The sequence below is a fragment of the Pantoea sp. BJFS-204 genome (assembly GCF_049310725.1).
Classification (GTDB): Bacteria; Pseudomonadota; Gammaproteobacteria; order Enterobacterales; family Enterobacteriaceae; genus Pantoea; species Pantoea agglomerans.
The window spans coordinates 882,282-897,581 of sequence record NZ_JBMOWE010000002.1 but is presented as its reverse complement, the minus strand read 5'-3'; the positions used below and the strand labels follow the sequence as shown (position 1 = coordinate 897,581).

15 protein-coding genes are annotated in these 15,300 nt (G+C 56.8%); 4 read left to right on the top strand and 11 right to left on the bottom strand.

The window, feature by feature from the left end:
* Nucleotides 1-83 precede the first annotated feature (83 nt).
* Nucleotides 84-611: a sterol desaturase family protein gene (locus ACO6VX_RS10965; protein WP_010247467.1), complete on the top strand. Its 528-nt coding sequence runs from the start codon at nucleotides 84-86 to the stop codon at nucleotides 609-611.
* Here ACO6VX_RS10965 and crtB read toward each other — a convergent pair.
* From crtB to ACO6VX_RS10935, 6 genes are all read right to left on the bottom strand, one after another.
* Complete coding sequence (gene crtB / locus ACO6VX_RS10960) at nucleotides 550-1,479, bottom strand: 15-cis-phytoene synthase CrtB (protein ID WP_010247456.1); 930 nt, start codon at nucleotides 1,477-1,479, stop codon at nucleotides 550-552. The genes ACO6VX_RS10965 and crtB overlap by 62 nt on opposite strands.
* Nucleotides 1,476-2,954 (bottom strand): phytoene desaturase, encoded by a 1,479-nt coding sequence (locus tag ACO6VX_RS10955; RefSeq protein WP_010670728.1) that lies wholly within the window; start codon nucleotides 2,952-2,954, stop codon nucleotides 1,476-1,478. Before ACO6VX_RS10955 ends, crtB begins: the two co-directional genes overlap by 4 nt.
* On the bottom strand, nucleotides 2,951-4,111 hold the full coding sequence (gene crtY, locus ACO6VX_RS10950; RefSeq protein ID WP_422458126.1) for a lycopene beta-cyclase CrtY: 1,161 nt from the start codon (nucleotides 4,109-4,111) through the stop codon (nucleotides 2,951-2,953). Before crtY ends, ACO6VX_RS10955 begins: the two co-directional genes overlap by 4 nt.
* A complete protein-coding gene (locus ACO6VX_RS10945) occupies nucleotides 4,098-5,393 on the bottom strand; it encodes a glycosyltransferase (RefSeq protein WP_061902247.1) in 1,296 nt (431 codons plus the stop codon). The genes crtY and ACO6VX_RS10945 overlap by 14 nt, the downstream gene beginning before the upstream one ends.
* 9 nt (nucleotides 5,394-5,402) lie before the next feature.
* A complete protein-coding gene (locus ACO6VX_RS10940; protein WP_010247444.1) occupies nucleotides 5,403-6,311 on the bottom strand; it encodes a polyprenyl synthetase family protein in 909 nt (302 codons plus the stop codon).
* A gap of 218 nt (nucleotides 6,312-6,529) precedes the next feature.
* Nucleotides 6,530-7,060 carry a YtfJ family protein gene (locus ACO6VX_RS10935; RefSeq protein WP_010247442.1) on the bottom strand — a complete coding sequence of 177 codons (531 nt, stop codon included), beginning with the start codon at nucleotides 7,058-7,060 and terminating at the stop codon, nucleotides 6,530-6,532.
* 172 nt (nucleotides 7,061-7,232) lie between these two features.
* Between ACO6VX_RS10935 and ACO6VX_RS10930 the strand changes: the two genes are divergently transcribed.
* Nucleotides 7,233-7,460, top strand: coding sequence for a hypothetical protein (locus ACO6VX_RS10930; protein WP_010247439.1), 228 nt, complete (start codon nucleotides 7,233-7,235; stop codon nucleotides 7,458-7,460).
* A 44-nt stretch (nucleotides 7,461-7,504) separates the two neighbouring features.
* Here the strand turns inward: ACO6VX_RS10930 and ACO6VX_RS10925 are convergent, their stop codons facing one another.
* The 3 genes from ACO6VX_RS10925 to ACO6VX_RS10915 all read right to left on the bottom strand — a co-directional run bounded on the left by ACO6VX_RS10925 (nucleotide 7,505) and on the right by ACO6VX_RS10915 (nucleotide 10,504).
* A complete protein-coding gene (locus ACO6VX_RS10925; RefSeq protein WP_158132261.1) occupies nucleotides 7,505-8,182 on the bottom strand; it encodes a pirin family protein in 678 nt (225 codons plus the stop codon).
* Between the two features lie 126 nt (nucleotides 8,183-8,308).
* On the bottom strand, nucleotides 8,309-10,039 hold the full coding sequence (locus ACO6VX_RS10920) for a DUF2534 family protein (protein WP_033773814.1): 1,731 nt from the start codon (nucleotides 10,037-10,039) through the stop codon (nucleotides 8,309-8,311).
* 45 nt (nucleotides 10,040-10,084) lie between these two features.
* On the bottom strand, nucleotides 10,085-10,504 hold the full coding sequence (locus ACO6VX_RS10915) for a DUF2946 domain-containing protein (RefSeq protein ID WP_406549158.1): 420 nt from the start codon (nucleotides 10,502-10,504) through the stop codon (nucleotides 10,085-10,087).
* Nucleotides 10,505-10,727: 223 nt separating this feature from the next.
* Between ACO6VX_RS10915 and ACO6VX_RS10910 the strand changes: the two genes are divergently transcribed.
* Both ACO6VX_RS10910 and ACO6VX_RS10905 read left to right on the top strand, forming a co-directional pair.
* Nucleotides 10,728-11,666, top strand: a complete 939-nt coding sequence (locus ACO6VX_RS10910) for a D-2-hydroxyacid dehydrogenase (RefSeq protein WP_010670734.1) — start codon at nucleotides 10,728-10,730, stop codon at nucleotides 11,664-11,666.
* Between the two features lie 214 nt (nucleotides 11,667-11,880).
* A complete protein-coding gene (locus tag ACO6VX_RS10905; RefSeq protein ID WP_422458125.1) occupies nucleotides 11,881-12,810 on the top strand; it encodes an Rpn family recombination-promoting nuclease/putative transposase in 930 nt (309 codons plus the stop codon).
* Between the two features lie 138 nt (nucleotides 12,811-12,948).
* Here the strand turns inward: ACO6VX_RS10905 and glsB are convergent, their stop codons facing one another.
* A complete protein-coding gene (gene glsB, locus ACO6VX_RS10900; RefSeq protein WP_010247422.1) occupies nucleotides 12,949-13,875 on the bottom strand; it encodes a glutaminase B in 927 nt (308 codons plus the stop codon).
* 82 nt (nucleotides 13,876-13,957) lie between these two features.
* The gene (locus ACO6VX_RS10895) at nucleotides 13,958-15,157 is read right to left on the bottom strand and encodes a CynX/NimT family MFS transporter (protein ID WP_064690958.1); all 1,200 of its coding nucleotides are present in this window, start codon (nucleotides 15,155-15,157) and stop codon (nucleotides 13,958-13,960) included.
* Nucleotides 15,158-15,300 lie beyond the last annotated feature (143 nt).

Here is a 15,300-nt window from a genome sequence, read left to right as displayed (position 1 = left end):
TTTCTCCTGAACACTGTTTTCCCCAATCTCTGTTAAAATTGAACCTCTGCGCCACTTTGCAGGATGCATGTTCGGGAGAAACTATGTTGTGGATTTGGAATGCCCTGATTGTTCTGGTCACTGTTATCGGAATGGAGATAACGGCTGCACTGGCGCACAGATACATTATGCATGGCTGGGGTTGGGGCTGGCATCTGTCACATCATGAACCGCATAAAGGCTGGTTTGAGGTTAATGACCTCTATGCCGTAGTGTTCGCCGCTCTGTCGATTTTGCTCATTTATCTGGGCAGCACGGGTGTCTGGCCGTTGCAGTGGATCGGCGCGGGTATGACGCTCTACGGCCTGCTCTATTTTATTGTGCATGACGGCCTGGTGCATCAGCGCTGGCCATTCCGCTATGTTCCGCGCCGGGGTTATTTACGCAGGCTTTATATGGCGCACCGCATGCATCATGCGGTACGAGGCAAAGAGGGCTGTGTCTCGTTTGGCTTTCTTTACGCGCCGCCGCTGTCAAAACTGCAGGCGACGCTGCGAGAACGTCATGGCGTTAAACGGGGCGCTGCCAGAGATCAGCGGAGCGTGGAGCGTGACGCGCCACCCGGGAAGTAACCGCCTGACCCGATGCCGCCACCAGCAGTGCCAGTTTCTCTGGTGTGCTGGTGGACTGGCGTTGATCCCACGCCTGTGAACCCGCCTGAACCACCTTCATACCGATTTTACGGTAGACCTGCTGCGCGGTAGCAATCGCCCACGCTGAACGCAGCGGTAAACCCGGCAGGCCAGCCGACGCCGATCGATAATAGGGCTCTGCCGTTTCCACCAGCCGGCGGGCGACGCGGCTTAATGCCTTGCGATTTTGCGGATCGGCGAGATTCTCTCGGGTAAGCCCCTCTTCAGCCAGCCACGTAGCGGGCAGATAGCAGCGTCCCGCTTCAGCATCTTCAACGATATCGCGCGCAATATTGGTCAGCTGAAACGCCAGACCGAGATCGCAGGCGCGATCCAGCGTGGCGTTGTCGCGTACGCCCATAATCTGCGCCATCATCAGGCCAACCACGCCCGCGACGTGGTAACAGTAACGCAGCGTATCATCCAGCGTCTGATAGCGTGTCTCATGCACGTCCATCGCAAAGCCCGCCAGATGATCAAAAGCATAAGCAGGCAGAATATCGTGCGCCATTGCCACCTCCTGAAAGGCCGCAAAGGCGGGCTCATGCATCTGGGATCCGGCATAGGCCTGACGCGTTTTCATCTCCAGCTGCGCCAGGCGCTGTTCGGCGGATTGCAGCGATGGCGTATCGTTGCTGAATCCCAGTACCTGATCGTCAATCACATCATCACAGTGACGGCACCAGGCGTAGAGCATCAGCACGCTGCGTCGGGTTTTGGCATCAAACAGTTTTGACGCGGTGGCAAAGCTTTTCGATCCCACCTCCATGGTGTCTACGGCATGATCGAGCAGTGACGGACTATTCAAGCCAGATCCTCCAGCATCAATCCTGCGGTAGCCTTGGCCGAGCCAATCACGCCTGGAATACCCGCGCCAGGATGGGTACCTGCACCGACCAGATAGAGATTATTAATATTTTTATCGCGGTTGTGAGGCCGGAACCAGGCGCTTTGCGTCAGGATCGGCTCCACCGAGAAGGCCGAGCCCTGATACGCATTCAGCTCATCGCGGAAATCAAACGGCGTGAAGATGCGATGCGTGACCAACTGGCTCCGCAGGCCCGGCATATAGTGCTGTTCCAGATAGTCGAAAATGCGATCGCGCAGGCGCGGACCCTCAACGGCCCAGTCGATATCAGCGGTGCCGAGGTGCGGTACTGGCGCCAGCACGTAGTAGCTGCCGCAGCCCTCCGGCGCCAGTGAGGGATCGGTCACGCAGGGCGCATGCAGATAGAGCGAGAAGTCCTCTGCCAGGCCATCTTTGTTAAAGATCTCATCAATCAACTCACGATAGCGCGGACCAAAGCAGACCGTGTGGTGCGCCAGCTGATCGTGATGATGATTCAGGCCAAAATAGATCACAAACAGTGAGTTGCTCATGCGTTTGTTTTGCAGTGATCGTCCCTGCGCCTGCGAAGCGGGATGCTGGCTCAGCAGTTCGCGGTAGGTGTGAACCACATCTGCGTTGGAGGCAACCGCGCGGGTCGGGAAGACCCGGCCATCTTTCAGGTGCACCGCGGTAATTCTGTTTTCCTGGGTCTCCAGCCGGGCAACGCTGGCATTGAGCTCCACTTCGCCGCCCAGATCTTCAAACAGTTTCACCATGCCCTGCACCAGCGCGCCCGTGCCACCGCGCGGGAACCAGACGCCCCATTCACGTTCCAGCGCATGAATCAGAGTATAGATTGAGGAAGTGGCAAACGGATTTCCGCCCACCAGCAGTGAGTGGAAAGAGAAGGCCTGACGCAGATGCTCATCTTCAATGTAGCTCGCCACTTTGCTGTAAACGCTGCGCCACGCCTGAAGTTTTGCCAGCTGAGGCGCGGCCCGCAGCATGTCGCGGAATGACAGAAACGGCACGGTGCCAAGCTTCAGATAGCCTTCAGCAAACACCGCTCGGGAATAGGCCAGAAAGCGACGATATCCTTCAACGTCACGCGGATTAAACGCGGCAATCTGCGCTTCCAGCGCGGGCTGATCGTTGTCATAACTGAACACCTTGCCGGACTCCCAGCAGAGGCGATAAAACGGCTTCACCGGCATCAGCTCGACATAGTCAGAGAGCTTTTTACCCGCGAGGGTGAACAGCTCTTCAATGGCGCTGGGATCGGTGATTACCGTGGGGCCGGCATCAAACGTGAAGCCCTGATCCTGATAGACATAAGCCCGGCCGCCCGGCTTGTCACGCTGCTCCAGCAGTCGGGTGGGAACGCCTGACGCCTGAAGGCGAATTGCCAGGGCCAGACCACCAAAGCCTGCGCCAATTACTGTAGTTCTATTCATTGCATCGCCTGTTGACGGTGAGGAGTCATAATAGCCTGTAACGCCGCCAGAACGGGGACCGGGGGCTTGCCGCTTAAGATGCGCAGCCGATCAGGCAAAGTGAGTTTTCCCGCATAAAAACGGGCGATCAGACCTTCGGGAAGGCCGTAAAAACGTTGCATAACCTGCCAGCGCTGGTCAGCCGGACCCGCCAGAAACAGCATACGGTTCAGCATGCGGAAGAAGCGCTGTTGCTGCCAGGCCTGACTGGCGAATTGCTGAATGGTGGCGTGCAGGGTCTCAGAGGTAAACGTCTGCATCTGCGCCAGCCGGTCAGCCAGCGCGACCGCCAGCGGCAGAGAATAGCCGGTAGTCGGATGGAATAACCCGGCACGCAAACCGCTGCAGGGCAGCTCGCGTTTCTGCCAGAAGGCGGCCACGTCGCCGGTCAGCGTAATGGGTAATGCGCCTTGCTCTTCGCGTAGCAGCCGGTCTAATCGCCACCCCTGCTGCGCGGCATAGTCGCGGATATTCTGACGGGCGCGATCGCCTTCCAGCGTGGCGTTATCAATGTAATGGGTATCTTCAATCAGCAGGGTGTCTGCAGAAAAGGGCAGGCTGTAGACAAAGCGATAGCCTGCCTGCTGATCTACCGTGGCATCCATGATGATCGGCGCGGTCAGGCCATGTGGCTCGCTGAGCTGCCACTCCTGTCCGACAAACGACTGGAAGCCCATGCGCAGCGCGGCATCGGGCTGGTAGCCACGGCCATCAATCACTGCGTCACTCTCCAGCACCCGGCCATCGTCCAGCGTAACCGTGCGTGAAGCGATGCCCGCAACCCGGGTATTCAGCAGCAGATCCGGCGCAAACCTGTCGCGGATGACCTGCGCGAAGCGCTCCGCAGTCACGCAAAAATAGCCACTGTTCAGACTGCGACTGCGTTGGGGAAAGCGGACCTCATAGCCAGGCCAGTGATGTACTACCAGCGGAGCGATCCAGCGATGCTGCGTTTCGATGAGATCTTCCGCATGAAACGACCAGGTGTGATTGGCACCCGGTTCACGTTCGGCGTCAATCAGCAGAATGCGCAGGGAAGGCCGCTGCTGCCGCAGGCGCAGGGCGATCAGACCGTTGGCCAGTCCCGCGCCCACCAGAATCAGATCATACCGCGGCATAGTCTCTCCTGGTGAGCACTGGCTGGCGGGTCAGCATCGCCTGTTCGACGATGTCCGCCGACAGGGTGGTTCCGCCCGCCTGACGAAGTGCGCTACGCAGCGTTTTCATCTGCTGAACGTAGCTTTCATCAGCCAGTAAAGTCTGGAGCTGACGCGCCATGGAGTGGCTGGTGGTAAAGCGTGAGGCGCGACGTCCGATACCGTGCCAGACCACTCTGGCAGCCACACCCGGCTGATCAAAGGCCAGCGGGATCGTCAGCAGCGGCGTCAGGTGGTTAATCCCATCCAGCACTGTATTCATGCCGCCGTGCGTAATGGCAAGATCGGCCTGAGCCAGTGCAGCTGCCTGGTCGGCAAAATCGACCACCTGAACATGGCTGGCCTGCGCCAGTTTCTCCGCCTGGAAAGGTGACAACCGACCGCAGTGCGCCAGCAATAACTGAGCATCGATCTCCTGGCAGGCGCGGACGATGGTTTTAAACAGGCCGTAGCGATGTCCCTGCAGCGTGCCGAGGGAAGCAAAAATGCGCGGTCTGTCACCATGCGGGAAGTAGCGAGGCTGCGACGCGGCGGGTGCCGGTTCAGTGGTACGCAGCGGGCCAACCGAATGGAAATGATCGGGCAACGCCTGGCGGGGAAAATCCAGTTCCGGAATCAGCTGGCTGATCTGCGCCAGCGGTGAAAAACAGTGATGCAGTTTTTCCCGTGGCGCTAATCCCATCGCATGAGCGTTGCGGGCGATCACCCGATCGTGACGTCGCATCAGCCAGTCATAGATTTTTTCACTGGTGCGATAGCGTTCGCGCGCCTGATCGGTCCTGGCATAGTCAAACGGCATCACGGCCAGCGGGAAATCCGCTTCACGGTTAAGTGGCAGCGCACAGGCAACCGAAACATAAGGCAGGTTCAGCGCTTCTGCCGCCAGTGCACCGGCAGGCTCCATCTGATCGACGATCACGCCATCAATCGCCAGCGTGCTCAGCACCACGGGCAGTTCACGACAGAGCATATCGGTGCTGCGGGCCATCTCATTGATCAGTTTCAGCATTGAGGGGCCGAGAGGATGCGCCGCCAGTTGCAGGGTGTGTGCCAGACTGCCCGCCGGATGCGAGGCTAAACCCAGCGGGAAAAAGCCGATACGGCTATCGGTGAGTAGCGCGCTAACGTCCGTCTGCTGGATGAAAGTGATCTGGTGTCCGCGTGCGATTAAGGCCTGGCTAAGGTGCTGAAGCGCCTGCACATGGCTATAGAAGGGCGGTGCAATGACCGCAAAGTGGCTCATGCAGCATCCTTAACTGACGGCAGCGAGTTTTTTCTCAAACCAGGCCTGAACAAAATGGTGTGTGGCATAACCGTCCTGGCAGGCCGATAACAGATGCTCGCTGGCGCAGCGCAGATGATCGCGCAGTCGCGTTTCAACCGCCTGTGGCCCCAGCAGATTCACCAGCGTTGATTTCCCGTCATCCTGATGGGCATCTTTACCGGTGTCGGCCATGCCGTCAGTGAGATCGTCCAGTAGCTGGAAAGCCTGACCAAGATTAAGCGAAAAACGGTGCAGCTGTTCGCGGGCTTCACCTGAGGCTTCAGCCACGATAGAAGCCATCTGCATGGAGGCGCAGAATAGGGTGCTGGTTTTATAGTGATTGGTCATCAGAATGGCGTCAGCGCTGCGTGGCTTGTCACCTTCGGAGAGATCCTTAAACTGCCCCTGCACCAGCCCCTGCATGCCGACTGCGTGGGATAATTCTGCCACAGCGTCGGCTCTGGCGGTTGCCGTTAAGCCTTCTGCCGCAGCGACCACGCCGAATGCCTTACTCAGCAGGGCCACCGCGGCCAGAATCGCGACATGTTCACCATACTGGCAATGAATGGTCGGACGTCCGCGACGCAGTTGCGCATCATCCATGCAGGGCATGTCATCCAGAATCAGTGATGCGGCATGCACCATCTCTACCGCGCAGGCGAGATCAAGCAGGCCGGCAGGCGTGGCGTTGCAGCCCAGATCGCGCGCTGCCAGCAACAACAGCAGTGGACGGATACGCTTTCCTGGTGCCAGCGCACCGTCGCGCATGGCAGCGCCCACTAAGTCACGTTCGCTTTCAACCGGTAAAAGCTGATCAAGCCGTTGCTCAATGTCGTTCAACAGGCTGGCTGCATCGCTGTGTATGAAATTGACGTGTTGTTCTGCACAGACCGTCATCATGGCTGTCCTTATCTACAGAGGAAGTCACAGCAGGTCGAATGATTCGATGCCATCTTCAATAATCGTCCCCGACTGCCATAGCATAGTTGGCAGGTTTTCAAAGAACGGCGGGTTAATTCATTACATCTAAGAGTAGTTCACGATAATAAAAATGTCGGAGAATTCAGCAGCCTTCCGCATTTTGCGGCGATAGCCGGACGGGCATTATGCGTGAATTAACCCAGTAATGCGCGCAGCTGTTTCATCACGCTGGCGACATCCTCCGCAGATAATGCGCCATCTTTAGCAAAGCGCACAATGCCTGCCGGATCAATCACCACCACGGACGCGCTTTCCGGCTTAAGATGCCAGCTGTGCGCGGTTACGCCACTGCTGTCGATAATGAATTGCTGCCACGGTGCCGCTTTTTTACTGGAAGCGATGCTGCGCACCACAAAAATGGCACTGCCAGGCAGCGCATCGTCAGTATTCACGATGGTGGTGGTCTGAAAACGGTCACGCGGCAGGCTGGCCTGCTGAATGGCTTCGATTAATCGTGCACTCTGATCCTTCGCTGAGAGACGACCCGCCACATGAATCACCAGACGCACTTTTCCGGTCAGAGTCTGACTGTTCCAGCGCTGATAATTTATGTCGCCCTGATTCAGCACCATTTCGCCTTTATCGGCAACGAAGACAGGTGGTACAGGCTGACCAGGGGTCAGGGTGTGAGCGGTGGCAAAGCCGGAAAACAGCAGGGCAATCATCAATCCATAATGGCGCACGGGTTCCTCACTTCTTTCTCGGTTTGCGTCAGACGCGGTGAACGCTCTCATTAGCAGGCAGAAGATTAGTACCACATCTATGTTTCAGATCAATAAAAGCATTCAGGATTTGGCCTGAAAATGCAGGGGAGATTGTGTTTGCAGGAGGTGGGAAATGAGTACAGCATTGATGACATTACCTGAATTTGCCCGTTATATCGGCATTGCCACCCCAACGCTGGCGCGCGCCTTTTGCTGCCGGGGATCGCTGGCGGGTGTACCGCTGCCGCAGGCGCTGGATGATGCTCCGCTGACGCAACGCCACTGGCTGCGCGATGATGTACGTCAGTTCGATCATGCCTATAAACGGGTTCAGGCGATGCAGCAACGGAGCACGCTTTAATCTGCTTAAAGCAAGAGATGAGCGCGGGAAGTTCCCGCGCTTTTTTATGCAAAATTATCGGGCTTTATCAGGAAGCAGACCAGATTGGCATCCCGATCGCCCACGATCTCAATGCTGGAATCCAGCCCGCTGACGGCATCACCGCGACTCAGTCGCAGATCGCCGACGCGAATAATCCCTTCAAGCACGGTGAGATAAGCGACAAAGCCCGGCATCGACGGCACGTCCAGCGTATGGTTGCGCTCAAGCAGTGTGTCGAAGATGTAGACTTCCTGGCGAAGTTCCAGCGGCGCATCAGACTCTTCCGGCCCGGCCAGTTCGGTCCAGCCATTGGTCATAATGCCCTGATCGCGCTCCAGCACTTGGGTCATTGCTTCACCGCCCCGAAGTGCCGGTCGGATAACCGCCTGTAACAGCTCCGCTTCATATAACGGCACCGACTCTTCGTATTGAACGCCATCACCCGCGTTCACCACCATCACGCGTTTTGCAGAAAGCTGGGTACGTTCGCCATTACTGTCCTGATGCTGCATCGAACCACGCCACAGGTAGGTGAAAACTTCTTCATCCTGATGCTGCTGCATCGGAATGCGGGCATCAAGTTTTAGCGACATCAGATCAACACTGACCAGCGGGCTTAACGCCTCGCCAGGACGCTGGCGACGGACGGTAAAAGGACCGTACTCAAACAGTTGTTCAGGATTAGCTCGCACAATGTTCATGATTTGCTCTCAAATAAAGTGACTCATAACAACGATCATAGACCTCAGGCGTAGAATGAGAAGCCGGGAGTTTTGCCCGGCTTCGTCAGTTATTTTGAATAACAGAGTGTTCGGCGTCTTGCCAGCCTACTTGCCCTGTTCGTCGCTCTCACCGAGGAAGAAATACCAGAGTGGAATCGACAACAGCCCGGTAAAGACCGTGGAGTAGAGCAGGATCATCATCGCCTGGGTGATATACATGGTCAGCGACCAGTGACTGAAGGGGATCTGATATTGATCAATCACTCCGCCAATCATCGCATTCGCCATCACCGTAATGACAATCAGCGCCAGCACCGTCACGCTGCGCAGAAAATAGCGCATCTCTTTGCGCTTCCCGGCAAAACGCGACTGGACGATGGCCAGCGGCGACTGTTTGTCCGGAGCGACATCCACGCGGACGACCGCGGCGCGCTGTGCGCTGCGCCAGCGCTGAATATCCAGCAGCACCAGCACCAGCAGGCTGATACCCATAACGGGAAGCGCATATCCCAGCGCCAGCATCACTATCAGGCTGGTGCCCTGCGCATAGCGCGGCAGCGCCAGCCAGGCGGATAACAGCGTCTGCGAGGGGTTGAGCTGCGGAACAGCCGGGCGACGAATCCACCACATGCGGTAGCCCAGCACAATCATTGTGCAGAGTCCAAAGCCAGACAGCGCCAGAATCAGCTGATTAGGCAGGCCAAACAGCACGCCCATATGCGCATCCACGCCCCAGCGGGTCAGTTTCGCCACCAGCGGGAAGCTGGCAAACTCAACGCGGTCGACCACGCTAAAATCAGTCGGATTAATTGAAACCGCATCGACCTGGCTTGGCCAGCTGCGGTCAATCTCCGAAACCGTCCACGCCTGTTCGGCGTTCTTAGGCTGACGTAGTTCCAGTTTCGCTGCGTGCAGTCCGGCCTGACGCGCCGCTGCCAGCGCCTGATCCCAGCTGGCATTCGGCTGATTGAGAATCACCGGCGCAGCGGTTTTCGCTGGCATGGTCATTCCGGACATCGTCATCCCTTCCATCGCACCGCGATGGTCAGCATGGGGATCGGCGGCTTCAGCGGGCGCGTTACCGTTTAGCGCGGTATTAACCTGCGGCGTTTTCCAGCCAAAGTCGCTGCGCATCTTTTCAATATTATTGCCCGCCCACTGTGACCAGGTCAGCCCGGTTACTGAAAAGAACACCAGTCCGATTGCCAGCAGCAGCCCCAGCGTGACATGCCAGTGACGGGTTGCCGCGAAGCCGCTCCGTGCTTTACTGCGGGTGCGCGGCGGCCGGGTGCCGGACCATAAGACAATCCCACCCAGCGCAGCGACCCACAGCCAGGATGCTGCCAGTTCACTGTAGTTTCGGCCAAAATCACCCAGCAACAGGCCGCGATGCAGCTGATCCAGCCACATGCGCAGCGGCAGCACACCGCTGGTGCCATACACCGTCATATCGCCTTTCACCTGCAGGGTGTAGGGATCAATAAACAGCGATCGTGATTCCGATGGGCCAAGCTGTGGCTCGGCAAACTGCACGCGGGTTGTATCCTGCGGGCCGGGTGCCGGACGCACAGCGTAAATGCGAGCTGATTCACCGGCACGGGCTCGCGCAGCGGCAATCTGGGCGGACAGCGGTTGTGCCACACCCTGCGCATCGGTGGTCAGGGCATCATGGTAGATAGCCTGTTCCAGTTGCGGCGTCAGAACGTAGAGCGTGCCGGTGAGTGCCGCGACAAAAATAAACGGCGCAATAAACAGGCCGATATAAAAATGCAGGCGGCGAAAGAGATTAAACACCGTGCCGCGCGGTGCAGGGGACATTTCCTGAGAAGAGGACATAGCATTCCACACTTTTCAAAAGACAAAGACGATCAGGTGACGTTGTCACGCAGTCGGATTAGTAAGCAGTGAGTGTGACGCGATAAAGGGTGGTGCGCGCGGTCGATGAAGACGCAACAGCCGTCGCCATTGGGGGGGATTGATAGCCGCTGGCGGCGGGGCGCGGCTGATCAGGCACATCCACCAGATAAACGGGATAAAAACCCAGAGCATCAGCGGAACATGCACCAGCAGATCGCAGTAGCCACAGGCAAAGCCCGGGCCCATCATCATCCCGTGGTCCGCCATCGACATCTCGCTATGATGATCCATCATCGGCATCTCTGCGCTCATGATCGAAGCGCCTTGCATCGTGGCATGATGTTCAGCGAGATTCTTTGAGATCATCGGTGCGACAAACAACAGCAGCACGGCCAGTATCGCAATACCGGCGGTGAGTCGTTGTCTGAGTGAAGATCTCGGCATTATTTTAACGGATGTAAGGGGTCTGAATTCAGGGCGGCAGTGTAACGCGAAGGGAATAAAAGGGTTAAATAAAGTGGCATCTGTTCCGAAAAAATTCGCACTCTTTGAACATTTTCACTTTAATTTCAGCATCATTTAACTTAGTTGTTACTCGCGGTGCACATACAAATAACATTAATCATTCGCCTGCGGTTTAACCAAACCCAATGAAGGAATAAAAAAAATGAAAATTGTAATGCTGGATGGTGACACGCTGCCTGTACCCCTGCCGACCGGTCAACAGCAGGCTGACTGGGAGATGCGCGCGCAGACTCCGGCTGATGACATTGTATCTTCGCTGGCGGGCGCAACGGTCGCTATCACCAATAAGGTGCCGTTGCGGGCTGACACACTGCAACAACTGCCTGAACTGCGTTTTATCTGTGTCGCAGCGACGGGCTATGACTGTATCGATCTTGATGCCTGCCGCGCACGCGGCATCGTGGTCAGTAATGTTCCAGGCTATTCAACTCAGAGCGTTTCAGAGGCGGTGATAGCCGCGATTTTTGCCCTGCGCCGTCAGCTGATGGCTTATGCCAGCAATACCCGCATCGACTGGCCCCAGGCTAAGCACTTTTGTGTGCATCATCAGCCGATAGGGGATATTGGCGGTGCCACGCTGGGCATCGCGGGCAAAGGCGACATCGGCCAGGCGGTCGGCAGGCTGGCCCAGGCGCTGGGAATGCAGGTGCAGTACGCCGAGCGAAAAGGCAGTGAAAGGGTGCGTGACGGTTATATCAGCTTTGAGCAGATGCTGGCGACCAGCGACATCATTTCGCTGCACTGCCCGCTGAGTGACAGCACCCGCCAGATGATTGATCGCGAGGCGCTGGATAAAATGAAGCCACAGGCGCTGCTGATAAACACGGCACGTGGCGGACTGATTAACGAAGCCGATCTTGCTGCCGCGTTAAAGCAGGGGCTGATTGGTGGTGCGGCGCTGGATGTGCTGAGCAGCGAGCCGCCCGCTCCGGATAATCCGCTGCTGGCGGATCTGCCAACGCTGCTGCTGACACCGCACATCGCCTGGGCAAGTCGCAGCGGCGTGGAGAATCTGGTGGCTGGCGTGATGGCCAATATCGCGGCCTTTATTCAGGGCGAGCCAATTAATGTGGTGAGCTGAGTCAGATGGAATAGTTTTTAATGCCCGACAGGGGTTGATATTCAGAGCAACCTCGTAGATTTCAGGAAAAGCCTTTTACGCGCTTTAGTCATCAGGGTATTAATTTCGTTATTTCCATCAGGACTTTAAACGTTCGTGCGCTACAGGAATTAGCGTCTTTTACTGGCTGAATCAGCCGTTGTAAGCGCTTCAGGAACAGAAAGGATTCTGGCCAGTGAAAAAGAAGAACAGCACGCCTGTGCCTCATGATGCCACTTTCCGGCAATTTCTGACTCAGCCGGATATTGCCCGGGATTTCATGGAGCTGCATTTGCCGCCAGAGCTGCGCATATGCTGTGATCTCAGCACGCTGAAACTGGAGTCGGGGTCATTTGTCGAGGATGACCTTCGGCAGTACTTTAGCGACGTGCTTTACAGTCTTAAAACAACCGCTGGCGATGGATATATCCATGTACTCATTGAGCATCAATCTGTGCCAGACAAACATATGGCATTTCGGCTGATGCGCTATGCAGTGGCTGCCATGCAGCGCCATCTTGAAGCAGGGCATAAGCGGTTGCCGCTGGTAATTCCCGTACTGTTTTACACTGGCAGACGCACTCCCTATCCCTATTCGACCCGGTGGCTGGATGAGTTCGACGACCTGGCGCTGGCGGACAGGCTTTACAGCCGCAGTTTTCCGCTGGTCGATGTCACAGTGATTCCTGACGATGAGATCATGCAACATCGCAGCATGGCGGCTCTGACCCTGTTGCAGAAGCATATCCGGCAGCGTGATCTGGCTGAAATGATGGACAGGCTGGTAACCATTTTGCAGGCTGGCTATCACTCTTCATCACAGGTGATAACGCTGGTACACTACATTGTACAGGCAGGTGAAACATCGGACGCCAAAGCCTTTGTACGGGAGCTGGCACAGCGTGTGCCCCAACACGAGAACGCACTTATGACTATCGCACAACAGCTTGAGCAGATAGGGCTTGAGAAAGGCATTGAACAGGGTATTGAACAGGGACGTACAGAAGGTAGTCGTGGAGCAAGCCTCAGAATTGCCCACACCATGCTGAAGAGTGGCATGGATCGCAATACCGTTATGCAGATGACTGGTCTGAATGAAGAGGACCTGGCACAGATTTCGCACTAATTAATTTTTTGAGTTCTGATTATCGCTGACGACTCAAATCGCCAGCGCACTACACGGAAAATGCAAAATCAGCTTCCTGAAATCAAGGGAACCCCGTCGCATTTCACCACGGCGAGCCTGTGACTTGCGCGCTCAGACTCAGAATATCGATCGCCCCAGCTTCTCGGTCAGCAATTCCAGCACTGCGGTACCGGCCAGAGAATTGCCCGCGCTATCCAGCCCAGGCGACCAGACGGCAATGCTCATCTCACCTGGGATAATGGCAATAATCCCGCCACCCACGCCCGATTTTGCGGGCATCCCGACCCGCCACGCGAATTCGCCTGCGCCGTCATACATCCCGCTGGTGATCATCAGTGCGTTAATCTGCCGCGCCTGACGTGGAGTAATCATCTGGCTGCCATCCAGCGTTTTGCCCTGATTCGCCAGATAGATAAACGTGCGGGCCAGCTCAACGCAGTTCATCGACAGCGAACAGTAGTGGAAATAGGTCTGCATCACGCTGGTGACATCGTTATCGAAATTTCCAAACGACTTCATCAGCCAGGCGATCGCTGCATTGCGGGCCGAATGTTCGAACTCAGAGCGGGCAACGTGGCGATCATAATTGATATCGGACTGCTGACTCAGCTGGCGCACAATTTCCAGCATCCGCTGACGCGGGGCGGTCAGTCGGGTTTCCAGCAGATCGCAAATCACCAGCGCACCGGCATTAATAAACGGATTACGCGGCTTGCCCTGTTCCAGCTCCAGCTGAACCAATGAATTAAATGGCTGGCCAGAAGGCTCTTTGCCGACCCGCTGCCAGATTTCGCTGTCCTCATAGCGGGTCAGTGCTACGGTCAGAGAGAGCGCCTTGGAGATCGACTGAATCGAAAAGCGCGTCTCAGCATCGCCCGCCTGAAAGAGGGTGCCATCACGCAGGCAAACCGCTATTGCCAGATGATCGGCAGCCACATCCGCCAGCGCAGGGATATAGTCAGCCACCTTTCCCTGATGGATCAGCGGACGCACCTGATCCAGGATCTCCTGCAGCAGAGCATTATTCAGTTCAGACACGCACATTCTCCCGTCGATTCCCGCCGACCCGTGATGCTAAGCATCCGCGATCGGCGAGTCATTTATTGTTAACGGCTCCGCCGCATTTTCAGCTAATGGGTTTTGACTGCGCTGCCAGCGGAGCCAGCAGCATCTGTAACAGGCTCAGCATTGCCAGCACGCTGAAGGGCAGCGTCCAGTTACCGCTCTGCTCATGGAGCACGCCAAAGAACAAAGGGCCGAGTGCCGCCAGCGCATATCCGACACACTGTGCCATGCCCGACAGTTGTGACGCCTGACGGTGATGGGTGGCTCGCAGATTAAACAGTGAGAGGCAGAGCACCAGTGATGCGCCTGCGCCTAGTCCGGCCAGTGTCAGCCAGATGACGGCCCACTGCGGATTGAGCAATAGGCCCAGCATGCCGAGGAAAATGCCTGATGAAGCAATGAACGCGGTAAGCCGGGCATCTTTTACCCGCTTCAGCGCCACCATGCAGCCCAGGTTAGCGACGATCGCAATTGCCTGATACCAGAACAGCAGCCAGCCTGCGTGGGCCTGACTGAAGCCGTTATCCTGGGCAAACAGCGTAAACCAGTCAATCAGGGTATAAAACGCCAGCGATTGCAGCGCCATAAACAGTGCGATTTGCCAGCCGCCGGGCGTTCGCCACGGATGGCGATATGTAACGGGCGCGTCGGCGGACGCTGCGGTTGACCGCCGTTGACGTAACAGCGGCAGCCAGACGAGTAGCGCAATCAGCCCCGGTAGCGCCCAGACAACCAGCGAGAGTCGCCAGCCTGCCGCTGAAAGCTGGCTCAGCGGAACGGCAATGCCAGATGCCAGGCTGGCAGTAATCGACATGGTGGCGGCATAAAGGCCAATATATTTAGCGGTGTGGGCGGTGAAATCGCGTTTAATCAGTGGCGGCAGCAGCACGTTGGCGGCGGCAATGCCTGCGCTGAGCAACAGCGTTCCGCTCCACAGCGCCGCTTCCGCAGGCTGCCAGCGCAACAGCGAACCGGCAGTGATCAGGCATAGCGCGCCCCATAAACTGCGCTCAAGCCCGACGCGATTTCCCAGCCAGGCGGCCAGTGGGGCGAGCAGGGCAAACAGCATCAGTGGAATAAAGTTAAACAGACCCGCTTCACCGACACTCAGGCCAAAGGTCTGGCGGATATCCTGTAGTACCGGGCCGATGACAGTAATGGGCGCACGAAGATTAGCCGCGGTCAGCAGCAGGACGAACAAAAAAAATGTGGCGCTGGAATACGCAGCGAGAGGTTTAGCTGGGTGTTGTACAGGCATCATGGCAGGGATCATCACATGCAGCAGTGCTGCGGGGGCGTTGGTTGACGTTAACGCTTACGCATCAGAATTGATGTCTGGGCGCTACTTTACTGACCGGTTAGCAGCGTGTAAAGCCTTGTTATGCGATGAAATAGCGTAATTGA